Source organism: Ruegeria arenilitoris (assembly GCF_013032445.1).
GTDB lineage: Bacteria > Pseudomonadota > Alphaproteobacteria > Rhodobacterales > Rhodobacteraceae > Ruegeria > Ruegeria arenilitoris_F.
This window is the reverse complement of the sequence record NZ_WQCA01000004.1, coordinates 236190-262052: the sequence shown is the minus strand read 5'-3', so window position 1 is coordinate 262052 and position 25863 is coordinate 236190. Positions and strand designations below refer to the sequence as shown.

Sequence of the window (25863 nt, the reverse complement as noted above, 5' to 3'; positions counted from 1 at the left end):
GAAGACAACGCGCCCGGAGAGTTACCCCTCTTCGGGCGCGTGTTTTTTCAGGATGAGTGCTTCACAGGCACCAATCTCATGCCCGTTCCAAGAAACGCGGGAAGAATTGTAGTTGATCAGAAAAACGTGCTGTTCGGTCTCGCGCCGCCGTAGTCCTTCGGGCATAGGATGCAAGGTCAGTCCAACCTCATGTGCGGCCATTGAGATCACCCGATCCCACAGGGTTTCATCCGAGCACCCAGACAGATACCAGAGCCCGTTTTCACCCTTCAGTGCGGATGTTCCGTCGGTATAGGTCAGTAGGTCCGGGGCACTACCGGACAAGCGATCAATCCAGTGCTGGGCTGCGCCGCCGCCAACAACCTCGCGGCATACGTTCGGAGGCAGGGTTTCGACTAGTTCAACTTCGCAATCCAATCCGGAAAGGCCGGGGCGAGTTTTGGGGATCTGAAAGTCGTGCGTGATAGCGCCGCTGCGGGGGCCAAAGAGTGTCAGCTGGTCCGGGCGCTGTTCTACCATATCGCCCAATGTTGCCAGCCCGGGGGCGAGGATCAGCTTGTACCCGGACTTTGGCGTTTCGGACGCCGAGAGGAAATCCACGGACAGCCCGGCCCGACGTAGCGCGCGATAGGCCGAAAAGACCAGCCGGAAATAGTTGAACCCGGCCCCTTGCGGCTGTGTCGTCCAGGCCCAGTCCGAGGCGTAGTCGAAAAGAATGGCCACGTCTGCCTGTGCCTGCGTGACCGCGCCCAGTTCCGCCAGATCATCGGCGGTCTGACGAGCCTCGGCCAAAGCTGGGGCAGCGGCGTTGTTCGGGGTCAGCAATCCCGCATGCATCTGCTCCTGTCCGAAGGGGGCCTGCCGCCAACGGAAGTAACTGACCACCTCGGCGCCATGTGCCACCGCCTCAAGCGACCAAAGGCGCACCATGCCGGGCAGGGGGGCGGGATTGTACGGGGCCCAGTTTACCGGGCCGGGTTGCTGCTCCATCACCCACCAGCGCCCGCGTCCGACAGCACGGTAGAGGTCGTGGTGAAAGGCCTGCATGTCCGGATCACCCTGTTGCAGGAATGCCGTCTTATGCGCTTCGTCGGCCTCAAGCCGGTCCGACAGAAACCCGATCGGATAACTGTCCCAGGTGGCGATATCCAGATCCTTACCGACCTTGAAGTGGTCGAAATCCAGTATCCGCCCCATATAATTGTGCAGCAGTGGCGCATCGGTCAGTGGTCGCAGCACATCCACTTGCGCCTTATTGAACACTGCCACCTGATCCGAGCTGAAGCGGCGAAAGGCCAGAACATGGGCCGGGTTGGGCTCGGTCACGGTCAGGTTGGGCAGATCGATCTGATCAAAACTGTCGTATTCCATCGACCAGAATACATTGCCCCATGCGGCATTCAGCGCGTCGATGGACCCATACTGATCCGCCAGCCACCGCCGAAACGCCTGCAAGGCTGCTTGGCTGTAACTCACCGTGGTCTCGTGGCAGCCATATTCATTGTCGATTTGCCACGCTGCGATATGCGGGTTGCGTCGGTAACGCTCGCCCATGATCCGGGCAATTCGCTCACACTCGGCGATATAGCCCATATGGCTAAAGCAATAGTGCCTGCGCGATCCGAACTTGCGCGGCTGCTCCTGAGCATCCACGGCCAGCATGTCGGGGTGTTTGTCCAGCATCCAACGCGGTGGCGTTGCCGTCGGCGTACCTAACACCACCTTCAGCCCCGCGGCCCCTAACACCTCAATTGCGCGATCCAGCCATTCAAACTGCAGATCGCCGGGGCTTGGCTCCATCCGGCTCCAGGCAAACTCACCGATCCGCACCCAGCTCAAGCCGGTTTCCACCATGCGGGCCGCGTCCTCGGCCCACATCTCTTCGGACCAATGTTCGGGATAGTAGCAAACGCCAAGTTCGGGCTTCATAGAAGGACTCTGTGTTCGGCCTGTCCCTTGCCTGCGCCAGGGGCGGCAAAGGTCATGCCATTGGTTGGGAGTTTGGCCAAGGTCCCTGCATCCAGCCCCTCGCGGGCAGTGGTGCAAAACAAGATCTTCAGGTCGCCGCCGCCAAAGGCGGGACATGAAGTATGAGTAGCCTCAAACGCGACCGCCGTCAGGAACTGACCCGTAGGGGTATAGGCCGCCACACGGCTCGCGCCCCACTGAGCGATCCAGATATTGCCGTCGACATCAACCACGGCACCATCGGGGTTCAGTCCCTCGTCGTGCAAGTCAAGGAACACCGCGCTTTCACCCTCGGGCCAGCCGGTCTCCGGGTTCAAAGGCCAGCGCATGACCTGCTTTGTGACTGTATCTGCGTAATAGGCGCAGGACCGGTCCGGAGAGAAACAGATCGCATTTGAGATCGTGACGTTTGCCACCAGTTGCCGCAATTCGCCCTGACGGTAGCGATAGATCGCGCCTGCGCCAGGTTCGGCGCCTTTGCCCATGGTTCCGATCCAGAACCCGCCCCAAGGATCCGCGCGGCCGTCGTTCGAGCGTGTGACTGGATTGTCCGCTTCTAGCGAGGCTATCAGCTCTTTCTGTTCGGTCTTCAGGTTGAACCGCAAAAGTCCCGTTTCTGAGGCGATCAACAGCGTGTCCCTGTCGACCCAACCCGCGGCCGAGACATGTTCGTCGAATTGCCAGCTGTGCTGTTCGCCGTTTTCCCGCGTCATCAGGCGTTTGCCGACGATATCGAACCAGAAAAGCTGTTGCCGCTCGGGATGCCAAAGCGGTCCCTCGCCCAGCTCACAGGCGCGGTCGTCGTAGACGGTGCTCATCCGGCGGCCTCGTCATAGGCAGCCACGATCCGTGCGGCGAGGTCAGCAACCTCAGAGATGGCCATGCCGGGCTTGAACAGGGCCGATCCGATGCCGAACCCGTCGGCGCTCGCCTTGATCCATTGGTCGAAATTCTCAGGCCCCGCGCCGCCAACGGCATAAACCAGCGTGCCCTTGGGTAGTACCGCGCGCAGGGCGGACAGCCCCGCCGGGCCGGCCAGTGCGCCGGGGAAGAGTTTGAGGCCAGAGGCGCCGGCCTTGAGGGCTGCAAATGCCTCGGTCGGGGTAAATATGCCCGGCCAGCTTTCCAGACCCAGTTGATGGGTGCGCGATATGACGTCAGGGTCGCAGTTCGGCGATACGATTAGCCTGCCGCCTACCTTGGCCACCCCATCCACCTGATCCGTAGTCAGAACGGTGCCCGCGCCGATCAGGGCGCGGTCGCCGAACTTTTCGACCAGAATTCCGATCGATTCCAGCGGGTCGGGAGAATTCAGCGGGACTTCTATCTTATCGATCCCGGCGTCGATCAGGGCCTGTCCGGTGGAGGCGGCATCTGATGGGTGCAGACCGCGCAGAATGGCTATGATGGGACGGCTCATGCGGTTTGCCTCGTCAGGTTACGGGCCTGCAGAAGGCCGGCCAGAGTACATTGCGTGCTGTTGGCGGTTTCGACAAACGCGCCCTGTTGTTGCAGGGCCTTGGCGTAGACGTCGGACAAACCCTCGGCCCCGATGATCGCCAGTTGCTGGCCCAGCCAATAGGGGCGGGTCGCGGCCAGTTCCGCGCCGATCAGAAAGCCTGATAGCTGCGCCCGTGTGATATCACCATCCTGTCCTTGCAACAGATCAGCGGCACGCAGGCCAAACATCCGCGCGGCCAGTTGTTCGGGCTTGGACTGTGTGTCTGCCACGGCGTCGGCAAAGGCGGCATCGTCCCAGCCCTGGCCAACCGAGTGTTTCAGCACCGATTGCCCGGCCAGCAGATCGAACATCTCTCCGGTCATGAAAGTGCGGAAGCTGACGACTTCTCCGGCGCTGACCTGCACCCATTTGGTATGGGTGCCGGGCAGACAGATCACCCCGTCCCAGTTTTGATGCGAGGCCAGAAAGCCCGCAATCTGGGTTTCCTCGCCGCGCATAACATCGGGTGGTGTGGCTTGTTTCAGACCGGGCACAACGAAGGCGCGTATACGGGGGCCGGTCCCCGGCACACGGAACGGAGCAACCGGTGTTGGTTCGCATGGAACGGCGGAGTACGGGGCCTCGACCCAGCCTTGTCGCGCGCCCACCATGCCGCAGGCTATCACATCTGTGGGTCCGCTACTCAACCAGCCTTCGATCAATTCGAACAAGGCGGACTGGAACCCATCTTTTCCCACTCGTGCCATGCCTTTGTCCGATTGCGCGTGGTCCAAAACGCTGTCGCCCCGCATCGCCCAGGCCCGCAGATGCGAGGTTCCCCAATCGACCGCAATCCATTCTGTATTCATGGCTCTACCCCGTTACGACAACGCCGCCATCGACGGCCATGCATTGCCCGGTCATCGCCCGGCTGGCGTTTGAGGCCAGGAACAAGGTCGGCGCGATCATGTCCTCGGGCGTCAGGTGTTCTTTCAGGCATTGGCGGTCCATATGCGCGGCCAGATCCGCGGGCGTGGCCCACATATCCAGCTGTTTCTGCGTCAGAACCCAACCGGGGGCCAGCGCATTTACGCGAATGTTCTGCGGCCCCAACTCGCGCGCCAAGGACCGTGTCATCCCGGTGATTCCGGCATTTGAGGTGGTATAGATCGGATAGCCTGCATTGCCCATCATGTAGCTGATCGAGCTGAAATTAACGATCGCCCCACCCTTACCTTGCATCTGGCGCGCGGCCTCCTGACAGGCGAAGTAGTAGGCCTTGAGGTTCACCTCGATCATCCAGTCCCAGAATTCGGTGGTGGTTTCCTCAAGCGAATGGCGTTTGTCATTGGCGGCGTTGTTGACCAGCACGTTCAGGGAGCCATTCGCTTCGGCGGCTTTTTTCATGGTGACGTGCAGCAACTCGGTGTCGGTCATGTCACCCTGCATGAACAGGGGCGCGCGGCCGTGTTTGTCGCGCATTTCCTCGACAAACCCACTGGCGTCGGACCGTCCAATAAAGGCGACATTGGCACCTTGCGCAAGGAACCCATCCGTTAGTGCTGCGCCAACGCCCGAGCCGCCGCCGGTGATATAGACCGAAGCGCCGTTCAGATCATGGAAGGTGGCTGGTTGGTCCATCAGTGGCTCTCTCTGGTCACAAGGCGGGTGTCTTTGCCGACAAGAAAATCAAGGTCCGCACCCTGATCGGCCTGCAGCACGTGGTCGATATAGAGTTTCGCATAACCGCGGGTGTAGTGCGGGTCGTCCGGTTGCCATGCGGCACGGCGGGCGTCCAGTTCCTTTTCGTCCACCAAAAGCTCCAACTCGCCCTTGCTGGCCGACACGCGGATGCGGTCTCCGGTTTTGACCAGCGCCAACGTACCACCCGCTTGCGCCTCGGGGCTGACATGCAGGATGACCGTGCCATAGGCGGTGCCGGACATGCGCGCGTCCGAGATGCGGATCATATCGCGGACGCCGTCTTTCACCAGCTTGGCGGGGATCGGCATATTGCCGACCTCAGGCATCCCTGGATAACCCTTGGGACCACAGCCTTTAAGTACCAGAATGGTTTCGGGCGTCACCGGCAGGTCTTCGCGGTCGATATTGGCCTTGAGGTCTTCGATATTCTCGAAAACGTAGGCTTCGGCTTCGGTCTCCAGCAGTTCATCTGTTGCTGCCGAGGGTTTTACAATGGCACCGTTAGGAGCCAGATTCCCGTGCAGGACACGCAGGCCCGCAGCGGGTTTGACTGGGTCATCAAAGGGGCGGATGACGTCGTCGTTGAAACATTCAGCGCCTTCGTAATGGGCCGAGATGTCCTTTTTCAGCACCGTTCGTGCTGGCCGTAGGAAGGATTTGAGTTCGTTCAGCACAACTGGCACGCCGCCGGCGTAGCAGAAGTCTTCCATCAGGTATTTTCCCGAGGGCATACAGTTCACCAGCAAGGGGATTTCCGAGCCGATCTCAAAATCCTTGAGCGTCAGGTCCACGCCCACACGACCGGCAAGCGCTAGCAAGTGAACCACCGCATTGGTCGACCCACCGACTGCGGCATTGGCGAGGATGGCATTTTCGAACGCCTCTTTAGTCAGAATGTCCGAAGGTTTGAGGTCTTCGTCCACCATCTCGACAATCCGCTTCCCGGTTAGATGCGCAAGGGCCATGCGGCGGGCATCAACGGCAGGCAGGGCGGCGTTGGTGGGTAGGCTCATGCCCATTGCTTCGACCAGCGAGGCCATAGTCGAGGCCGTGCCCATGGTCATGCAAACCCCAGCGCTGCGGGACATGCCGGATTCGGCGTTCATGAAGTCTTGCAGGGTCATTTCCCCGGCCCGCACGGCCTCGGAGAATTTCCAGACGTCGGTGCCCGAGCCGATATCCTGCCCGCGATATTTGCCGTTCAACATCGGGCCGGAACTGACGACGATCGAGGGCAGATCAACCGAGGCCGCACCCATCAACTGCCCCGGGGTGGTCTTGTCGCAGCCGCCCAGCAGAACCACGCCGTCGATGCCGTAAGCACGGATCGATTCCTCGACATCCATAGCCAGCAGGTTGCGGAACAGCATGGCGGTGGGTTTCATCTGGGTTTCGCCCAGAGACATGACGGGGAATTCGACCGGGAAGCCTCCGGCCTCCCACACGCCGCGTTTTACACCTTCGGCCAGATCACGCAGGCCCGAGTTGCAGGGGGTAAGCTCTGACCAGGTGTTGCAGATGCCGATGATCGGCCGCCCGTCAAAGGCGTGATCTGGAAAGCCCTGGTTCTTCATCCAAGACCGGTGGATGAAGCCGTCTTTGTCGAGCTTTCCATACCAATGCTGTGAACGGCGTTTCTTGGTCATTCGCTGAGCCCTTTCAAGCGGCTTTGGCGGGCTGGCACCAGTCAGGCAGCCAGTCTGAATGTGCGGTTAGAAGATCTGTCACCAGATTGCGGATCTGGCGCAGGTCCAGTTCGGCTGCGGTGTGCGGGTCCATCATGGCGGCGTGATAGATGTATTCCGGGTTCTGATCGACTAGCGCCCGAACGGTCAGCTCCTGAACGTTGATCTGCGTCCGCATCAGCGCAATCAATTGCGGCGGAATCGCGTTGACGACCGAAGGCTGCACGCCGTTGCTGTCCACTAGGCAAGGCGTTTCCACCGCCGCGCCCAAGGGCAACTGTGGAATCTGTCCGGTGTTCGGCAGGTTGCCATAGGCCACATAGGGTGTGTCGGTAACGATGGCATTCATCAGGTCGGCTGCAAATTCGTGGCTACGGGTCACCTCGATATCGCGGCCGTCGGTCAGGGTCTTGGCCTGTTCCTTCCAATTGGCGACCTGTTCTACGCAGCGGGTAGGGTATTCGTCCAGCGGGATGGAGAACTGTTTGATCAGGTCCTGCCGCCCCTCCTTGATGAACCACGGGACGTATTCCGCCAGATGCTCGGAGCTTTCGGTGCAGAAATAGCCCAGGTGATCCATAACTTCATAGCGCACTTTGTTGGGGCAGCGTGGCATCAGCAACGGGGCCTTGGGGTACTGACCGCTGGCATAACCCTGCCGCAACGCGGGGTAGAGATCGCGGCCTTGATGTTCCAGTTTCAGGAAAAAGGCGACGTGGTTGACACCTGCGACCTTGTAACGGAACTCATCCTTGGGCAGGTCGAGATCATGCGCGAGCTCCTCGACCGTGTTTTGGACTGAATGGCACAGGCCCACATGTTTCAGCGCCGGGAACTGCTCGGCCAAAGCCCAGGTGTTGATGGCCATCGGATTGACATATTGCAGTAAGGTTGCGTTGGGACAAAGCTGCATCATGTCGCGCGCCACATCCCACAGAACCGGAACAGTGCGCAGGCCGCGCATGATGCCTCCGACCCCCAACGTATCGGCGATGGTCTGACGTAGCCCATATTGTTTGGGGATTTCGAAGTCGGTCACCGTGCAGGGCTCGTACCCGCCGACCTGAAAGGCAGTGATCACGAAATCGGCCCCGTCCAGCGCCGCGCGGCGGTCGGTATGGGTCGAGACAGTTGCGCCGGTTCCAACCGACCGGATCATTGCCTTGGCTACAGCTTCGCTTTCAGCCAAACGCTCGGAGTCGATATCCATCAAGGCAAAGTGGCTGTCGGCCAACGAGGGGGTCAGCAGGGCGTCGCCCACGATGTTCTGCATGAAGATCGTGGAACCCGCTCCGATAAAAGTGATTTTGGTCATTTGACAGCTCCGAGGGTCAGGCCCGCGATGAAGTGTTTTTGCATAAGGAAGAACATGGCGACCGGCGGCAAGGCCGCGACGATCGAGCCGGCGCTCATTAATTGATAGGCGGCGCGGAATTGAGCATTGAAGCTGGTGATCCCTGCGGTAACGGGCTGGCTTTCGGCGCCTTGGGTCAGCACCACGGCCCAGAAATAATCATTCCAGATGAAGGTGAAGATCAACACGCTGAGCGCTGCGATGGCGGGCTTCATCAATGGCAGAACAACGTACCAGAAAATGCGCCATTCGCTGATGCCCTCGACGCGGGCGGCTTCGATCAGTTCAAACGGAAGCGCGCGGATGAAGTTGCGCATGAACAGCGTGCAAAAGCCGGTCTGGAATGCGATGTGAAACAGGACCAGACCGGTTTTGGTGTTGTAGAGGCCCAGTTGCAGGGTCAAGTCGCGCACTGGCACCATAAGGATCTGGAAGGGTACGAAGTTGCCCGCTACGAACATGAAGAAGATCCAGAGGTTCGACTTGAATTTGTAGATGCCGAGCGCGAAGCCGGTCATGCAGCTAAGCGCAACCGCTCCGATCACTGTGGGTATGGTGATCAGGAATGAGTTCAGCAAGTACCGTGGCATGTCCGAGTTGAAGAAGACCTGCCCGTAGTTGAACGCACCCTCAAAGCTGGATGGCATACCCCAGTAGTTTGCGTTGGTGAAATCCGCCGCCGGTTTGACAGAGAACAGTGCGACCGCCAGCAAGGGGCCGAGCCATAGAAGCAAGGCTAGCGGTAGCATAGCCTGATAGCTGATCTGCGCTGCGCGGGATTGTTTTTCGATAGGTTTGGGAAACATCTCAGTGCCCCCTTTCTTCGCGGTACATCGACCACAGGAAATAGGCGATGAAGCAGAGCATGATCAGGAACAGGACCACCGCGATGGCAGCGCCATACCCCATGCGGAAGCCGTATTCGGACAAGGCGACCTCGAACATGTAATAAGCCAGCACGCGGGACGAGCCGAAGGGGCCTCCCTGTGTCATGATAGAGATCAGGTCGAAACTGCGAAGCGCGCCGATGATGGTCACGACGAAGGCGATGAATGTGGCGGGGCGAAGTTGCGGCAGGATGATGTGCCACAGCATCCGTAGTCCCTTGGCGCCGTCCAGACGTCCGGCCTCGATCTGTTCGGGGTCCACTGCGTTCAGGCCAGTGAGGTAGAGGATCATGCAATAGGCAGTCTGCGGCCAGAGACCAGCAAAGATGATGCCGTAGGTGACGAAGCGTTCGTCACCCAGCACGTTCAGCGGGCCGAGGCCGAACAGACCGAGGAATTCGTTCAGCAGGCCGAAGGTCGGGTCGTAGAACCACGTGAATACGAGGCCGACAACGACCTGAGAAATGACGAATGGAAAGAAAAACAGCGATTTGTACAGGCGGATGCCCCAGACTGTCTGGTTCAGGAACAGTGCGATGAACAGCCCCGCTGGGATCGCTGCCAGATAGAGGATCAGCCAGATCAGGTTGTTCTTCAGCGAGGTGTAGAACGCATCCCGGTCCACCCATTCCCAGTAGAGATCTTCGTAGTTTCTGAACCCCACATATTCAGCTGCACCGAGCCCATCCCATTCGTAGAGCGACAGGTTGAAGGATTGGAAAACCGGGATGATCACATAGACCATGAAGAACAACAGGCCGGGGGCCAGAAACAGCCAGGGCGCGATGCGCTGTTGGTTTCTGTGGAACCAGCTTTCCTGATCGGGGACTTCAACGGCTGACATGCGGACACTCGGGGTTTTAGATCAAAGGAGTAAGACGGGTTATCACCCGCCTTACGCAGGATTAGGTGCAGGCCGGGCTTGGGCCCGGCCTGACCGGTTTAGTTCTCGTAGATACGCTGACGGGCGCGTTCCAGTTTGGACAGGATGCGGTCCAGATTGTCTGGCTTGACCATGAACTCTTGGAAGCCTTCCATCGATACTTTGGCCATTTCCGCCGGTGCGTCACGATCCCAGAATTGGGCGACGCCGCCGGGACTGTTGGACGAGAGCATCTCAAAGCCCTGTTGCAGGAACTTGTCATCATCCACCTTAGACTGCGCGTTTACTGGCAGCTGACCGAGGTTCGCGCCATTGTTGATCTCGGTCTGTTCGTCTGCCGAGACGACAAAACGCAGGAATTCGCGTGCGGCTTCTTTATTTGAAGCGTTTGTCGGAATGTGGAATGTATCGGTCGGCGCGTCTTCGGCCAGTTCAACGTCGGGGTTGATGGCGACGAACTGGTAGAAATCCAGTTGATCATCAGTCAGACCAGCCTCACGTAGGGGGGCCACTGCAAAGTTGCCCATCAAGTAAGCCGTGGCATCGCCGTTGACCATGAAAGGCAGGGCCTCTTGCCAGCTGTAGGTCTGGTGGTTGTCGATGAACGCGCCCATGTCAATCAGCTGTTTCCAGTTGGCGAAGGTTTGCTTGACGCGGTCGTCCTCCCAACTGACTTCGCCATTGGCGAGCTGATTGTGGAAATCAAAGCCGTTGGTACGCATGTTCAGGTAGTCGAACCAACCACCGGCGGTCCACAGGAACTTGGTGCCGATAGTGTAGCAGGCGCGGCCTGAATCGACGATCTTCTGGCAGTTGGCCAGTTCTTCTTCCCAAGTCGTTGGTTCGGTCAGGCCCAGCTCGTCAAAAATGTCTTTGCGGTAGTAAACCCCCCATTGGTAATAGGTATAGGGCACGCCCCATTGCTTGCCGTCGATGGTCATCGCGCCTTTGGTCGATGCGAGGTTGTCGGCAATCTCGGGTTCGGCCCACAGGTCCGAGACGTCTTCGAACAGGCCAGCCTCGACATAAGGTTTCATCCGGTTGGCTGCGTACCAGTTGGCGACGTCCGGAGTATCCGCAGTCAGAAAGTTGCGGATTTGCGTCTTGTAGGCCTCGCGGTCGATCACCGTGGTTTCGATCTCCAACCCTGGGTGTTTGGCCGCGAACCGCTCGATCATCGCTTCCATCGTCGCGCGCGGCGCCGGGTTCGATGTATCGAGGAAGATTCTCAGCTCGCCGGTCAGTTCTGCCGCAACAGGCGCAGCAAGTGCCACACTGGCCGCCAGCGCCGCCGCTGTGCGCTTGAACATGGAATGCATGGTTTCCTCCCTTAGCTTCCATTTTTGTAGCTTTGTAAAGTTCCAAATAATGAAACCGTGTTTTACATATTGAAAACTACACATCGACTCGGTTAGTCTTGTCAAGACCCTCGTGAGGATGGCGGTGGGTTTATGGGAGGAGAACAGGCGCCCGTGGCTGGTGACGGAACAATAGGAAAAGCATGTGACGTGCTGGATCAGGTGGCGGCCTTCGCCCGCCCGGTCCGATTCGCGGAATTGCTGGAGAACAGCGATTTTCCCAAGGCGACGCTGTATCGGTTTCTGCAGACGCTGACCAATCAGGGGATGCTGTCTTATGATCCTGAGCGGCAGACCTATACGCCGGGATTGCGGTTGGTGCGGCTGGCCCATGCGGCGTGGACACAAAGCTCGTTGGCGCCGATTGCGCGGCCGTTTTTGGATGCCCTCAGCCGGGAGACCGGGGAAACGGTACATCTGGCGCAGCTTGATTCCAGCCAAGTGCTGTATGTCGACAAGCGCAACGCTGCCCAACCTATCGAGATGTATTCGCAGGCCGGCAAGGTTGGTCCGGCCTATTGCACCGGTGTCGGCAAGGCGATGATGGCTTTTCTGGATGAGGCGGCGCTGGATCGCGCGGTGTCGCAGCAAAGCTATCACCGGTTTACCGACAAGACACTGACCTCCGAGGCGGCGCTGCGGTCTGACCTCGACCTGATCCGCAGCCGCGGCTATGCTGTCGATGATGAGGAGCATGAGCCCGGCATCATCTGCATTGCCTGTCCGATTCTGACTTCGGGCGGGCGGATGCTGGGGGCGATTTCCGTGACCGGATCGACAGAACGCATGAATTTCGAACAATTGGAAACCTGGGTTCCCCGAGTTCGCCGCGTGGCCGAACAGATTGGAGCCGAAGCACAGGCCTGGCGGTTCCCCGAGACCCGTCCAAGCGCTGAAACAGACAGGATGCAAGCGACATGACGGGTGTGACTCTGAATCAGGCGATCAAGCGGTATGGTGAGACGCAGGTAATCCACGGCATTGATCTGGAGATTGAGGACGGAGAGTTTTGCGTCTTCGTTGGCCCCTCGGGCTGCGGTAAGTCCACCTTGTTACGGATGATCGCGGGGCTTGAGGAAACCACCGAAGGGCAGATCCAAATCGGTGCACGCGACGTGACCCATGTGGACCCTGCCAAGCGCGGCGTCGCGATGGTGTTCCAGACCTATGCGCTGTACCCGCACATGACCGTGGCCGAGAATATGGGCTTTGGTCTGCGCATGAATGGCGTTGCCAAGTCTGAGATCGACCAGAAGGTGCAGCAGGCCTCAAACATTCTGAAGCTGGACCAGTACCTCAAGCGCAAACCCAAGGCGCTGTCTGGTGGTCAACGTCAGCGGGTGGCCATCGGGCGTGCCATCGTGCGGGGCCCCGAGGTGTTTCTGTTCGACGAACCTCTGTCCAACCTCGACGCTGAGTTGCGCGTCGAGATGCGGGTCGAGATTGCGCGGCTGCACAACGAGATCGGCGCGACGATGATCTATGTGACCCATGATCAGGTTGAGGCGATGACCATGGCCGACAAGATCGTGGTGCTGCGGGATGGACGGATCGAACAAGTCGGTGCGCCGATGGACTTGTATCGTGATCCAGACAACCGGTTTGTGGCGGGTTTCATTGGCTCTCCGGCGATGAATTTTCTTGAGTGCGACTATGCCGACGGCAAGGTCTCGCACCCGGCACTTGGCGCGCCGCTCGACGTGGCGGCCAATGTGCCAGCGGAGCTGAACAAGGTCACGCTGGGTATCCGCCCGGAACATATTGAGGTCGACCGCACGGGCGATACCTGCACCGTTGATCTGACCGAGGCGCTAGGCGGGGTGAGCTATTCATACCTGCTAACGCCGAATGGCGACAAACTGATCGTCGAAGAGCGTGAAGACCAGCGCAGCAAGCAAGGAGAGCGGATCGGACTTGTTGTTCGTCCGGAACGCGTGATGCTGTTCGATCCAGAGACCGGCCAGCGGTTCCGGTAACCACCGCACAGCACCCCAAACGAAACGCGCCGAGCCTGTGGTCTGGCGCGTTTTTTATTGGTTTCATTTGTTCTGGATTTTGTATCCAATATCCGTTATGGCGATTTGAAAGGGCCCATTCCGCCCGTCCTGACCCTGCATTTTCAAAGGATAGATCCGATGTCGACCAATGTTTTCACCGGCACCATGCCTGCGCTCATGACCCCCTGTAAGGCGGATCGCACCCCGGATTTTGATGCGTTGGTGCGCAAAGGGAAACAGATGATCGACGCGGGCATGTCGGCGGTGGTTTATTGCGGATCGATGGGTGATTGGCCGCTGCTGACGGATGAGCAGCGGATGGAAGGTGTCGAGCGTCTGGCCGCTGCCGGATTGCCCGTTGTGGTCGGCACCGGAGCCATAAACACCAAGTCCGCCGTGGCCCATGCAGCCCACGCGCAGAAAGTTGGGGCAGTGGGCCTGATGGTGATCCCGCGCGTGTTGTCGCGCGGCACGTCCCCGGCGGCGCAAAAGAACCATTTCAAGGCGATCCTCTCCGCTGCGCCAGATGTGCCTGCGATCATCTACAACAGCCCGTATTACGGTTTTGCCACGCGCGCTGATCTGTTCTTTGCCCTGCGCGCTGAACATTCCAACTTGATCGGCTTCAAGGAATTCGGCGGCAAGGATGACCTGCGCTATGCGGCGGAAAACATCACCAGCCAGGACGACCAGGTGACCCTGATGGTGGGCGTTGATACCGAGGTTTACCACGGTTTCGTCAACTGCGGTGCAACCGGGTCGATCACCGGTATCGGCACTGCTCTGCCGCGTGAGGCCCTTTTGCTAGCGTCCCTGTCCAAAAAGGCGGCGCAGGGGAGTGTCGAGGCGCGCCAGCGGGCGCAGGAACTGACCGAGGCGATCCAGGTGCTTTCCAGCTTTGACGAAGGCTCTGATTTGGTGCTGTATTACAAGCATCTTCTGGTGCTGAACGGCGAACAGGAATACCGTCTGCACTTCAACGAAACGGATGAGTTGACCGATGCTCAGCGCAACTATTGCGAACAGCAATACGACCTGTTCCGCACATGGTTCGCCGATTGGTCCAAACAGGGCGGAGTGATCGCAGAATGCATGTGATCGACAGCCATACCGGGGGTGAGCCGACGCGGGTCATCCTCGACGGCGCGCCGGATCTGGGTTCTGGCCCCTTGGCCGAACGCGCCCGCAGGCTGGCGACTGAACATGAGGGGTTTTATCGATCGATCATGCTGGAACCACGCGGCCAGCCTGCCATGGTGGGCGCGCTGCTCGTTGAACCGGTTGATCCATCCTGCGTAACAGGCGTGATCTATTTCGACGTGGACGCTGTGTTGGGCATGTGCGGCCACGGCACCATTGGCCTGACCGTGACGCTGGCGTATCTGGGGCGGATTGGCGTCGGCTGTCACAAGATCGAAACCCCCGCCGGAGTTGTTACGGTTCAACTGCACGATACCAACACCGTCACCGTCACAAACATCGAAAGCCGCCGGGTCCACTCTGATGTGACACTGGATGTGCCGGGTTATGGCGCTGTGACGGGGGATGTTGCTTATGGCGGGAACTGGTTCTTCATCGTCGATCCCAGCCCGATACTCGTCGAAACTGGGAATATCCGGCGGTTGACCGATATGACAATTGCGATCCGTAAGGCCTCGATCGCGCAAGGCATTGGGGGAGAACTGGGTGAGCCAATCGACCACGTGATCTTTCAGGACGCTTCGCCCGACCCAGCGGTCCACAGCCGCAACTTTGTGCTGTGCCCGGACGACAACTACGACCGTTCGCCCTGTGGCACCGGCAGTTCAGCGCGGCTGGCCTGTCTGGCCGCGGACGGTGCGTTGCCCCCCGGCGAGGAAATCGTCCAGCACAGCGTCATCGGCAGCGCCTATCGCCTGTCCTATCAGCCGGGTCCGAACGGAGGGGTCATCCCCTCGATCACCGGGCAGGCGCATATCATGGCCGAAGCTACGCTGATATTTGACGACACTGACCCATTCAAAGAGGGCATAGAACTATGACCAAACAGGTCGTTGTGATCGGGGCCGGTATCATCGGCGTCACAACGGCGCTGGAGCTGCAGCGCCGGGGCCATTCCGTTCTGGTGCTGGATCGAGAAGGTATCGCCGCGCAGGCCTCGGCCGGAAATGCGGGCGCTTTTGCCTTTTCCGAGGTGGAACCGCTGGCAACTCCCGGCATCATGAAAAAGGCACCGAAATGGCTGCTGGACCCGCTGGGGCCGCTGTCCATTCCGCCCGCCTATGCCTTGAAGATTGCCCCGTGGATGTATCGGTTCTGGCGGGCCAGCCGCCCGAGCCGTTATAAGGACCTCTTGCGCGCCCAAGCCAGCCTGATGGCACTGTCCAGTGCCGCTCTGACGCGGCTGAGTACATCGGTAGATGGCGAGGCGATGATGCAACGCGACGGGCAGATGCAGCTTTACGAAAGCGAGGCCGAGTACCGTGCCAGCCTGCCCACATGGGAACTGCGCCGCCAGCATGGAATAGACTTTGAACTGCTGGAAAGCCGTGAAGCGATTGCCGTACGACAGCCTGGCCTCAGTCCCCGGTTCACCCATGCCGGTTTTACGCCGAACTGGATCAACACCGTCGACCCGAAGAAATGGGTCGAACATCTGGCGCAAGCATTCCGTGACCGAGGTGGCCTGATCGAACGTCAGGAAATTCGTACACTGACTCCCATAGACAATGGTGTGAGGATTACGTTGGCAGACCGTGAGGTCGAGGCGGACAAGGTCGTTCTGTGCGCCGGGGCGTGGTCGCATCACCTTGCGTGGACACTCGGCGATCACATCCCGCTGGAAACCGAACGCGGCTACAACACAACCCTTCCCGAGGGCGCGTTTGATCTGAGGATGCACCTGACATTCTCGCGCCACGGATTTGTGGCCAGCCGGATCAACGGCGGCGTCCGGATCGGCGGTGCGGTTGAACTGGGCGGTCTGGAACTCCCCCCGAACTTCAAACGGGCCGATACGCTGTTGCAAAAGGCGACGCAGTTTCTACCGGGTTTGAATACCAAGGGGGGCAAACAATGGATGGGGTTCCGCCCGTCGCTGCCCGATAGCCTGCCGGTGATCGGGGCCTCGCCGCGCGCAAGGGACGTGATCTATGCGTTTGGACACGGCCATTTGGGCCTTACGCAATCGGCAGGAACCGCCGAACTTGTCGGCGCTCTGATTGACGAGCAACCTGCTCAGATTTCCCTGACGCCCTTCTCGGCCACTCGCTTTTGAGGACAGAACATGCGCAGCAGCAAGACCATTCACGTGATTTCCGCCCATGCCGAAGGTGAGGTGGGTGATGTGATCGTCGGGGGTGTTCAGCCGCCGCCCGGAGAAACCATATGGGATCAGCGCGCCTTCATAGCGCAGGACCAGACCCTGCGAAATTTTGTACTGAACGAGCCGCGCGGCGGTGTGTTCCGGCACGTCAACCTTTTGGTGCCGCCTAAGCATCCCGATGCGGACGCGGCCTTTATCATCATGGAGCCCGAAGACACGCCGCCCATGTCCGGTTCGAACTCGATCTGCGTGTCCACAGTGCTGCTAAATAGTGGGAACATTCCGATGCAGGAACCCGAGACCCTCATGACGCTTGAGGCCCCGGGTGGGTTGGTAAAGGTCCGGGCTGAATGCCGAAACGGCAAGGCCGAGCGTATTATCGTGCAGAACCTGCCCAGTTTTGCCGATAAGATATCTGTTCCGTTGGAGGTTACAGGCATCGGCACGCTGACCGTTGACACGGCCTATGGTGGGGACAGTTTCGTGGTAGTCGATGCGGCCGCATTAGGATTTGAGATCGTCGAAGACGAAGCCCGCGACATCGCCCGCATGGGTGTGGCGATCACCAACGCGGCCAATGAACAGCTTGGGTTTACGCATCCCGAGAATCCGGATTGGGATCACATCTCATTCTGCGCGTTCTGCGGACCGCTTGAGACAACTGAAACTGGTCTGACGGGCAAGTCCGCAGTCGCCATCCAGCCGGGCAAGGTTGACCGATCTCCGACTGGAACCGCAGTCTCGGCACGCATGGCGCTGATGTCGGCGAAGGGCCAGATGAAGATTGGGCAGACCTTCGAGGCGGTCTCAATCATCGGGTCCCGCTTTACGGGGCGAATAGTGGAAGAGGCCCGTGTCGGTGACCGGGCAGCCATCATCCCCGAAATCAGCGGGCGAGGTTGGATCACTGGCACGCATCAGCATATGTTGGACCCGGACGACCCCTGGCCCGGCGGGTATCGGCTGAGCGATACGTGGGGCGTTTGACGGAAAACTGCGCACGAATATTGGGCGAGTTCTCGTTTTTCCCAACCCCGTGTCAATTTGCACCCCCTCTAAAGGATTGATCCGAAACCCAACCTGTTCTATGGGAGGCCCTGTCAAATCAGAGTCACCATTGGGGCGGTAGGATTCTCGCGCCCCATCCGCAGCCACGAAGACGTGGCACACTCTTGGATCGCACGCCCCGAAAGGCTTAAAAAAGGTAAAAGAATATGGCAGAAAAATCGAACTTCGATATATTGTATACCATTGTAGACGAAGCGCCCGAACTGGCCAGCGCGTCCTTCCTGCCCATCATTCGCAAGTTCGCCGGCGCCGCGGGTGTCAGCGTTGGCACCAAGGATATTTCGCTGGCGGGCCGTATTCTGGCGACCTTCCCGGAGAACCTGACCGACGCACAGCGCATCACTGACGATCTGGCGGCACTGGGTGAACTAGTGAAAACGCCCGAGGCCAACGTGATCAAACTGCCGAACATCTCGGCCTCGGTCCCACAGCTGGTGGCGGCGATCGAAGAGCTGCAGGCGCAGGGTTACGACATCCCGAACTACCCCGAAGAGCCAGCGAACGACGCAGAAAAAGCGATCCGTGCGCGTTACGACGCTATCAAAGGCTCGGCCGTGAACCCGGTTCTGCGCGAAGGTAACAGCGACCGCCGTGCGGCAAAGGCTGTGAAAAACTACGCTCAGAACAACCCACATTCGATGGGGGAATGGGCTTCGTCCAGCCAGACCAAAGTCTCGTCGATGTCGGATAACGATTTCTACGCAAATGAGAAATCGGCCACCATCACCGCTGCGCAAGCTGGCGATGCAAAGATCGAATTCGTCGGCAAAGACGGCAGCGTGACCGTTTTGAAAGACGGCTGGACGCTTGACGAAGGCACCGTGGCTGACGCGACCTTCATGTCGGTCAAAGCTTTGTCTGCGTTCCTGGCTGAAGCCATCGAAGACACCAAGAAAGACGGCACCATGTTCTCGCTGCACATGAAAGCGACCATGATGAAAGTGTCGGACCCGATCATCTTTGGCTATGCAGTCAAAGCGTGGTTGGCCCCGGTATTCGAGAAATTCGGCGCCGAGCTGGACGCGCTGGGTGTAAACCCGAATTCGGGTCTGGGTGACCTGCTGGACCGCGTCAAGGACAATGCCGAGATCGTTGCTGCCATCGACGCGCTGAAGGGCGACCGTCCGTCGATGTATATGGTCGATAGCGACAAGGGCATCACCAACCTGCACGTGCCGTCGGACGTGATCATCGACGCCTCGATGCCTGCCGTGATCCGTGCGGGCGGTAAGGGCTGGGATGAAACCGGGGCCAAGGGCGATACCAACTGTGTGATCCCCGACCGCTGCTATGCCGGTGTCTATGACGAGACCATTAACTTCTTTAAAGCCAACGGTGCGCTGAACCCGGCCACTGCCGGTGCCGTCGCCAACGTCGGCCTGATGGCACAGAAGGCTGAGGAATATGGTTCGCACCCGACCACCTTCCAGGCTCCTGCAGACGGAACCATACGTATCGTTCTGGCCAATGGCGAGACATTGCTCAGCCATGATGTCGAAAAGGGTGATATCTGGCGGTCCTGCACCGTTAAAAAAGCGCCGATCGAGAACTGGATTCAGCTGGCGATGGACCGTCAGCGCCTGACCGGGTCCGAGGCGATCTTCTGGCTGGACGCAAACCGCGCCCATGACGCTGAGCTGATCAAATACGTCAAACCGGCGCTTGAGGCCGCTGGCGTGGCTGACAAGTTTAAGATCTTGGCGCCGCGTGAGGCAACCCGTCAGTCGCTGGAAACCATTACAGCGGGCAATGACTCGATCGCGATCACCGGCAACGTGCTGCGGGACTACCTGACCGATCTGTTCCCGATCCTGGAACTGGGCACTTCGGCCAAGATGCTCTCCATCGTCAAACTGATGAATGGCGGCGGTTTGTTCGAAACCGGTGCTGGTGGTTCGGCCCCGAAACACGTGCAGCAGCTGGTCGAGGAAAGCCACCTGCGCTGGGACTCGATGGGTGAGTTCTGCGCACTGGGTGAATCGCTGAACTTCCTGGCCGACAGCAAGGGCAACGCCAAAGCGGGTGTTCTGGGTGCCGCGGCCGAGGCCGCAACGCAGGGCATTCTGGACAACAACCGCTCGCCCAGCCGCAAGGTTGGCCAGCCCGATAACCGCGACAGCCACTACTGGTTTGCGCGCTACTGGGCTGAGGCTCTGGCAGCGCAAACCGACGATGCGGAGCTGGCTGCTGAGTTCGCGCCCATCGCTAAGGAACTGGCCGACAAGGAAGGTCAGATCCTGGGTGAACTGGCCGCTGCACAAGGCGCGCCTGCTGATTTGGGCGGGTACTATCACACCGACCCCGCCAAGACTGCAGCAGTGATGCGCCCCAGCGCGACTCTGAACGCGATTATCGGCTGATCCATCATGGCCACGCCGAAAGGCGTGGCTTTTTTGCGTTTCAGATTAAAGTGTTGAATAGAAAAAGGGGCTGACCCCCAAAGTCAGCCCCTTTTTGAGTGAGTGGGGAGGCTGGGCCTCACCGGTATAGTTACATTCAGATTATCACTTTGGATTTTTCCGGGTATTAGGGGTTTCCCGTAGTTAATGCTGACCAGATCACGGACTCAGAAGATTCCGGACAAAAAAGAGGCCGGTCCTGAGACCAGCCCCTTAGTTGTCAGGTGAACCGAGGGATCAGTTCGACGCTGCGTTCAGTTTTTCGTTCTGCTCACGCAGGGTATCGGAAATGATCGCGTACCATTCGCCGGATTCACGCATTTCGTTCAGACCCTTGTTCATCATCGCAACATACTCACGCGCGAACGGGTTCGAACGGTGCGCGAGGAAGCTCATCGACGACAATGTGGATACATAGGGGTTTTCAACGATTTCCTGAGAGGTCAGGCCCATGTCATTCATTGTGGCGGCGAACAGTTCCACTTCAAATGCGGCCACATCGGCTGAACCGGTCAATACTGCATCAAGACACTCACGCGCCGAGTTGGGGTGGACCAGATTCAGGTTTTTGTTGTTCAGGCCGACTTCCTCCAGTACAACCATGCTCCAGCCGGACATACGGCACAGGGTTGCGCCTTCAAAGTCTGCAAAGGTCGTCGCGTTTGTGTACTCGCTTTCGGGCAGAGTGAAAAACCCACCGACAACATCGTAGACCGGAACAGTGGCAACAAACTCCGTACAACGGGATTTGGTTGCTTCCGACCATTCGTAAGTGCGGTTGGTACAATCTGGCAGCGTCCACGCAATCGAGATATCGAACGCGCCGAGCGGCAAAAGGGTGTCGAGGTGCGATGACCAGTCGTCAACGAAGCTGACTGAATAGTCGCGTTGGTTGCCCGCACGTTGAAGGCTGGTTGTTGCCAAACGGGTCATAATCCCGCCGCCGTTCAACGATTCAGTTGTAAACGGTTCCCATCCGTTCCCGGCCACAAGCTTGATCGGCGGCGCGTAAATGTTGGAACGTTTGACGTTAGCCGCACGTTTTTCTTCTGCGGCGATAATTTCCTGTGCGGACTGGCCGTTGGGCAGGCTGCCGTCTTCACAAGGCAGTGCCAAAACCAAGCCGGGCTCCAGGTCGTTGGGGTTCGTGATCAAGTTGCGGTTTGCGTTGAAGATCGGCTGATAGTTCGATGTGCCATAGGCCGCGATTGCGATAGTGGCCATCGTATCGCCGTCTTCGACAGTATAGTTTGTACAGGCTTCCTGCGCTGCGGCTGCGCCTGCGGTGAGTGTGAGGACGGCCGTAGCCGTCATCACTTTGGCATTTAGTTTTTGATTAAGCATTTGTTATTCCTCCCATAAGTTGGAATTTGGAATTGAGGTTTTAGTTGATCGCTTCTAGCAGTCTTTCGTTGTGTTCATTCAGGGTGTCCGAGATGATGGCGTACCATTCCCCCGTTTCGCGCATTTCGTTCAGGCCTTTGTTCATCAGGGCGAGGTATTTTTTGCCCTGAGGATTGGACCGGTGGGTGATGAACCGGAGTGCGGATAGCGTTGAGACATAGGGGTTTTCGACGATGTCGTTAGTGTTCAAACCCATTTGGCTCATGGCGTCTGCGAACAGCTGTACTTCGAACGTGGCGACGTCAGCTGTACCGGTAATGACCGCGTCCAGGCATTCGCGCGCAGTAGCGGGTTGCAGCACGGTCATTGTGTCATCGCGAAGCAGACCTTCCTGTTCAAGATCGTGCAAGGGCCAACCTTCCATTCGGCAGATGGTGGCACCGTGCAGATCCTCGAAGCTGGTCGCGCTTGCGAATTGGCTTTCGGGAAGACTGTAGAAACCAAAAACGATGTCATAGACCGGCGCCGATGCGTGGAATTGGGTGCAGCGAACTTCGGTTTCCCAGGACCATTCATAGCTTCTGTTGGTGCAGTCCGGGATATTCCAGGCCATCGAAATATCGAACGCGCCCAAGGGCAGCAGTGTTTCGATATGCGAGTTCCAGTCGTCGACGAAGCTGATCGAGTATTGCTCGTTGTTGCCAGCACGTTGCAGGGTCGTTGTGCCCACACGGGTGATAAAGCCACCACCGTTCAGAGTTTCGTCCGCGAAGGGCGCCCAGCCATTACCGGTGACCAGTTTGATTGGTTGCTTGAACGCACTATTCGTCGAAGAATTGGCGTACCGTTCCTGTTGTGCCTCGATAATGTCGCGTGCACTTTGGCCGTTCGGCAGGCTTCCGTCTTCACACGGAAGCACAAGAGACAGCCCAGGAGTCAACGCGTTCGGATTGCTGATATTTTCGCGGTTGGCGTTAAAGATTGGCTGGTAGTTCGATGTGCCATAGGCAGCAATTGCGATCGATGCCATGGTGTCACCATCTTCCACGGTATAATTCGCACACGCTTGCTGGGCGGCAGCGGCTCCGGCGCTTAGAGCGATGACAGCAGCAGAGGTCATCACAACGTTATGGAGCTTTAGTTGAGACATTAGTTAGTTTCTCCAGATAGTATTTGAGGCGGCTTGTTGTTGTTTCAGCCGTTTTCCATTTGATAGCGTAGGGCGGTCGAGACGATGTCTCGCCATTCTCCGGATTGCTGCATGATCGCCAGACCCTGGTTCAACGTCTCAAGGATCGCTTCTCCATCCGGATTATCTTTGTGGGTCATGACGTTAAGCGACTTGATTGCCGCTAGGTTGGGGTTTTCAATAATGCGATGTTCATAGCCCAAACGTGCGATTGCCTCGACGGCCAGATGGGCCTCGATCGCGACGATATCTGCTGTACCTTCCATGACCGCGTGAAAGCACTCATCTGGGGAAACCGGGCGCATCAGAGTGATTGCCGGTTCATAAAGGCCCACGGCATCCATATGCGACAGCGACCAACCTTCGGGACGGCAGATCGTGGTTCCTGCAAAGTCGGCATAGGTCAGAGTCTGCTCATAGCCCGAGCCATCGCGGGCAAAGAACGTATCCACAACCTCGTAGAACGGGTTCGAGAAGTTGTAGGTTTCGCAGCGCTTGCGGTCTTTCTCGGATAGTGCCGCAGTCTCTTCGCAATTCGGGCGCGACCATGGGAACGTGGCGTCAAATGCCAGCGTTGGCATCAACAGGTCCAGATGCGACGACCAGTCGTTGACGAACTGAATTTTATAGCCTTGTTCAGGTGCAGCCCGCAGCATCGCGGTCTCCACCAGATTGGTGTAAAGCCCGCGATTGGGCAGCGCCTCATCAGTGAACGGCGCATAGTCGCCACCGGTGATCAGCAGCAACTGACGGTCCCGGATTTCCGGACGCTCGCCTTCATCGGCGTTGCGGATCAGGGCCGCACCTTCGGCGCGGGCGGCTTCGATCTCTTTCTTGGCCTCGGCCTTGGCAGCGATCACTGCGTCTTCACTGGCCTTTTTGGCTTCGGCTTCAGCTTCGGCGACCCGGGCTTCGGCTTCTGCAATGGCTTTTTCAGCGCGCTTTTCCGCGGCCTGTACCAATTCTGCAGCCATTTCCGCAGCCATCGCTTCGGCTTCGGTTTGCGGAGCAGCAGGTGCGCGTCCGATATCCTCAAGGCAGGGCATGGTCAGGACGTCGCCAACGCGGATGATGTTCGGATTGTTGCCAATCACATCGCGGTTGGCGTCAAAGATGATGCGAAAGTCTTCGGTCGAGTACACCTCGATTGCCAACTCACGCAGGCTGTCGCCGCGCTGGATTTCGTAGGTGGAGCACGCTTCTTGGGCCGAAGCGGCTCCGGTTGCGGCAGCCAATGCCAGGCTGGATATGAACAGATGGGGTTTCATGAGTCCTGTAGCTTTGCCTTCGTTAGTTTTTTGTAAGTTTCACAACGCCAATCGAGGCATTGTCCTGATCCGGGTCGTTTTTGGCCCGAAGGGCCTTCCACAGCGCGTCGGCGATGTCCTGCGCCAAAGCGTGCTTGTTGCTTTGTAAAATGGTCTCGATTTCCGTATTGCTGAGATATTGCAGCCCGTCGCTGCCCAGGATCAGCAAGTCCGAAGCCGTCAGTTCCAACGGTTTTTCGGGGCAATCGACCTTGGGGATCGGGCCCCCCATGATGACCGATGTCAGCTGGTTACGATCAGGATGGGCCTGTGCTTCAACTTCTGTCAGTTTGCCCTCGGCAACCTGCGCGTCGATCACCGGAGCCATGGAGTGGTCTTCGTTGATCTGCTGCAGTACCCCGTCGCGGAACAGGTACAACGGGCTGTCGCCGATCGAAATCCAGAATGCGCGCTTGTCCAGCAAAAGGAGCCCCAACAGGGTCGATCCCATGTTGAAATTGTCGCCTTTGCCGTCGCAGTGGAGTGCAATGGCAGCGTTGGCCTGCAGGGCCGCCAATGGCAACGCGTCAATGGCTGCGGCTTCGGACAAGGGGGCATCCTCAAGCTCTGTGTCCAAAGCCTCGCGCCAGGATGAAACCACGTATTCCGAAGCAACCTCGCCGGCCGCGTGCCCGCCCATGCCGTCCGCAATTACGACGTAGCCTGCATTGGCAGCATCGAACATGCGCGCGGCAATCGCGTCTTCTTGTGTCTCCCGCTGACCCTGATCCAGGATCAGCGCAATATCATATGCCGGTTGCGCCAGCATCTATCAGGCATCCCGCCAGTCAAAGCCGTCATCGCAGAAAGCAGCAAAACGGATTGAGGTTTCGCTGATGCGGATCAGGTCGCCGCTTGAAAGAGCCACGGTGCTGAGCACTGGTTTGCCGTTCAGGCGCACCAGATTGGCCTTGCCGCCGTGACCCAGGTAGCATTTGCGATCCTCGGGATCATAGGCAATCACTGCATGGCTGCTGCGCGAAATGCCTGTGTCACCAAAGTCCAGTTGAATGGCCTGATCATCATTGCGCCCAATCTGCATCAGGCCTTCGGTCAGCGTGATGCACGATCCACGTCCCGGTCCGGCGGTTACAACCAACCAACCAACAGGAAAGGTTTCTTGCGCAGTTTCCGTTTTGGCAACGGGTTCAGAGGTTTCGATAAGATCCTGAACGTGAGTGTCGGCGCGTTCGAAGCCAAGGAAAGTGGTTTTGACGCGACCACGACGGTCTTCCGCTGGGGCCGCAGCCGCCACCGGTTGTTGCGGTTCGGCCTGAACTTCCGCTACGGGCTCTGCCTTCGCTTCGGGTTCGACCTCTGCCACCTGCTCGGGTTGAGCGGGTTCAACCGTTTCAACGATCACTTCGACAACCTGTTCATCCTGAACCGGTTGTTCTGCTACGGAATCTTCTGCAGTGGCCACGCGTAGGGTCACGACCGGCTCTTCCGGTTCGGGTTGAGTTTCCGGAGCCTCGAAAATGTTATCCTGAGTTTCGGCGACGACCTCTGTTATCACAACGTCGTCTTCCGCAGTGTCGGTCTCGTCTTCCGAAAACTCAGGCATCTCTTCTTCAGGGAGCAGATCATCCGAGTCTTCGTAGCTTTCCGATGTCGCGGACATGTTGCCACCGCCCAGAGCGGCACGCAGCGCGTTGAAGTCCGCGATCGGCTGGGGATTTTCGGCCTCGGGGGCGGCTTCTTCCACTTTGGTTTCGGCTTCGGGTTCTTTGGCTTTGCCGGCACCTTCGAGAAGCCGGCTGAGAGGGCTTTTGTATTTGAACATGGTGTCGACACCTTTGCTTCTTTTCACGGCACTGAGTTCCGTGGGGCTGCTACTCGCCTCTGCGCGCATCGGCACAACGGCACTTTTGTTGTGGAAATCAAACCATCCTTTTTTCGCGACGAGTCGACCCTCGTCAGAGTGGCGGATTTCCGGGCACCACCCTCAGCATTCGCTAGCTTCAGATCACATATG

General features: G+C 58.6%; 22 protein-coding genes. 7 read left to right on the top strand and 15 right to left on the bottom strand.

From position 1 onward, the window contains the following. Positions 1-21: 21 nt before the first annotated feature. From GOW98_RS07470 to GOW98_RS07425, 10 genes are all read right to left on the bottom strand, one after another. The gene (locus GOW98_RS07470) at positions 22-1929 is read right to left on the bottom strand and encodes a beta-galactosidase (RefSeq protein WP_170330539.1); all 1908 of its coding nucleotides are present in this window, start codon (positions 1927-1929) and stop codon (positions 22-24) included. Next, the gene (locus GOW98_RS07465; RefSeq protein WP_170330537.1) at positions 1926-2786 is read right to left on the bottom strand and encodes an SMP-30/gluconolactonase/LRE family protein; all 861 of its coding nucleotides are present in this window, start codon (positions 2784-2786) and stop codon (positions 1926-1928) included. Before GOW98_RS07465 ends, GOW98_RS07470 begins: the two co-directional genes overlap by 4 nt. Further along, on the bottom strand, positions 2783-3388 hold the full coding sequence (locus GOW98_RS07460) for a 2-dehydro-3-deoxy-6-phosphogalactonate aldolase (protein WP_170330535.1): 606 nt from the start codon (positions 3386-3388) through the stop codon (positions 2783-2785). Before GOW98_RS07460 ends, GOW98_RS07465 begins: the two co-directional genes overlap by 4 nt. Next, a complete protein-coding gene (locus tag GOW98_RS07455) occupies positions 3385-4278 on the bottom strand; it encodes a 2-dehydro-3-deoxygalactonokinase (protein ID WP_170330533.1) in 894 nt (297 codons plus the stop codon). Before GOW98_RS07455 ends, GOW98_RS07460 begins: the two co-directional genes overlap by 4 nt. A gap of 4 nt (positions 4279-4282) precedes the next feature. Beyond that, complete coding sequence (locus GOW98_RS07450) at positions 4283-5050, bottom strand: SDR family NAD(P)-dependent oxidoreductase (protein WP_170330531.1); 768 nt, start codon at positions 5048-5050, stop codon at positions 4283-4285. Further along, complete coding sequence (locus tag GOW98_RS07445; protein ID WP_170330529.1) at positions 5050-6759, bottom strand: IlvD/Edd family dehydratase; 1710 nt, start codon at positions 6757-6759, stop codon at positions 5050-5052. Before GOW98_RS07445 ends, GOW98_RS07450 begins: the two co-directional genes overlap by 1 nt. A gap of 13 nt (positions 6760-6772) precedes the next feature. Then, a complete protein-coding gene (locus GOW98_RS07440) occupies positions 6773-8113 on the bottom strand; it encodes an alpha-glucosidase/alpha-galactosidase (RefSeq protein WP_170330527.1) in 1341 nt (446 codons plus the stop codon). Then, positions 8110-8958: a carbohydrate ABC transporter permease gene (locus GOW98_RS07435; RefSeq protein ID WP_170326544.1), complete on the bottom strand. Its 849-nt coding sequence runs from the start codon at positions 8956-8958 to the stop codon at positions 8110-8112. The genes GOW98_RS07440 and GOW98_RS07435 overlap by 4 nt, the downstream gene beginning before the upstream one ends. A gap of 1 nt (position 8959) precedes the next feature. Further along, positions 8960-9883 (bottom strand): carbohydrate ABC transporter permease, encoded by a 924-nt coding sequence (locus GOW98_RS07430; protein ID WP_170330525.1) that lies wholly within the window; start codon positions 9881-9883, stop codon positions 8960-8962. 98 nt (positions 9884-9981) lie between these two features. Next, positions 9982-11241 carry an ABC transporter substrate-binding protein gene (locus GOW98_RS07425; RefSeq protein ID WP_170330523.1) on the bottom strand — a complete coding sequence of 420 codons (1260 nt, stop codon included), beginning with the start codon at positions 11239-11241 and terminating at the stop codon, positions 9982-9984. A gap of 153 nt (positions 11242-11394) precedes the next feature. Between GOW98_RS07425 and GOW98_RS07420 the strand changes: the two genes are divergently transcribed. The 7 genes from GOW98_RS07420 (at position 11395) to GOW98_RS07390 (ending at position 20009) form a co-directional block, all read left to right on the top strand. After that, entirely contained in the window at positions 11395-12201 is an 807-nt protein-coding gene (locus tag GOW98_RS07420; protein ID WP_170330737.1) for an IclR family transcriptional regulator, read from the top strand. Further along, positions 12198-13256, top strand: a complete 1059-nt coding sequence (locus tag GOW98_RS07415) for an ABC transporter ATP-binding protein (protein WP_170330521.1) — start codon at positions 12198-12200, stop codon at positions 13254-13256. Before GOW98_RS07420 ends, GOW98_RS07415 begins: the two co-directional genes overlap by 4 nt. Positions 13257-13415: 159 nt before the next feature. After that, a complete protein-coding gene (locus tag GOW98_RS07410) occupies positions 13416-14375 on the top strand; it encodes a dihydrodipicolinate synthase family protein (protein WP_170330518.1) in 960 nt (319 codons plus the stop codon). Continuing rightward, positions 14366-15298 carry a proline racemase family protein gene (locus GOW98_RS07405; RefSeq protein ID WP_170330516.1) on the top strand — a complete coding sequence of 311 codons (933 nt, stop codon included), beginning with the start codon at positions 14366-14368 and terminating at the stop codon, positions 15296-15298. The genes GOW98_RS07410 and GOW98_RS07405 overlap by 10 nt, the downstream gene beginning before the upstream one ends. Next, positions 15295-16533 carry an NAD(P)/FAD-dependent oxidoreductase gene (locus GOW98_RS07400; protein WP_170330514.1) on the top strand — a complete coding sequence of 413 codons (1239 nt, stop codon included), beginning with the start codon at positions 15295-15297 and terminating at the stop codon, positions 16531-16533. Before GOW98_RS07405 ends, GOW98_RS07400 begins: the two co-directional genes overlap by 4 nt. 9 nt (positions 16534-16542) lie before the next feature. Further along, the gene (locus tag GOW98_RS07395) at positions 16543-17568 is read left to right on the top strand and encodes a trans-3-hydroxy-L-proline dehydratase (RefSeq protein ID WP_170330511.1); all 1026 of its coding nucleotides are present in this window, start codon (positions 16543-16545) and stop codon (positions 17566-17568) included. A gap of 227 nt (positions 17569-17795) precedes the next feature. Then, the gene (locus tag GOW98_RS07390) at positions 17796-20009 is read left to right on the top strand and encodes an NADP-dependent isocitrate dehydrogenase (RefSeq protein ID WP_170330509.1); all 2214 of its coding nucleotides are present in this window, start codon (positions 17796-17798) and stop codon (positions 20007-20009) included. A 276-nt stretch (positions 20010-20285) separates the two neighbouring features. Here the strand turns inward: GOW98_RS07390 and GOW98_RS07385 are convergent, their stop codons facing one another. Genes GOW98_RS07385 through GOW98_RS07365 form a run of 5 tightly spaced genes read right to left on the bottom strand, consistent with a single transcriptional unit; the run spans position 20286 to position 25698 of the window. Then, on the bottom strand, positions 20286-21392 hold the full coding sequence (locus GOW98_RS07385) for a transporter substrate-binding domain-containing protein (protein ID WP_170330507.1): 1107 nt from the start codon (positions 21390-21392) through the stop codon (positions 20286-20288). A gap of 40 nt (positions 21393-21432) precedes the next feature. Next, on the bottom strand, positions 21433-22542 hold the full coding sequence (locus GOW98_RS07380; RefSeq protein ID WP_170330505.1) for a LysM peptidoglycan-binding domain-containing protein: 1110 nt from the start codon (positions 22540-22542) through the stop codon (positions 21433-21435). 44 nt (positions 22543-22586) lie between these two features. Then, positions 22587-23849, bottom strand: coding sequence for a transporter substrate-binding domain-containing protein (locus GOW98_RS07375; RefSeq protein WP_170330503.1), 1263 nt, complete (start codon positions 23847-23849; stop codon positions 22587-22589). Between the two features lie 22 nt (positions 23850-23871). Next, entirely contained in the window at positions 23872-24657 is a 786-nt protein-coding gene (locus GOW98_RS07370; RefSeq protein WP_170330501.1) for a PP2C family protein-serine/threonine phosphatase, read from the bottom strand. Positions 24658-24660: 3 nt separating this feature from the next. Beyond that, entirely contained in the window at positions 24661-25698 is a 1038-nt protein-coding gene (locus GOW98_RS07365) for an FHA domain-containing protein (protein WP_367646821.1), read from the bottom strand. Between the last annotated feature and the right edge of the window lie 165 nt (positions 25699-25863).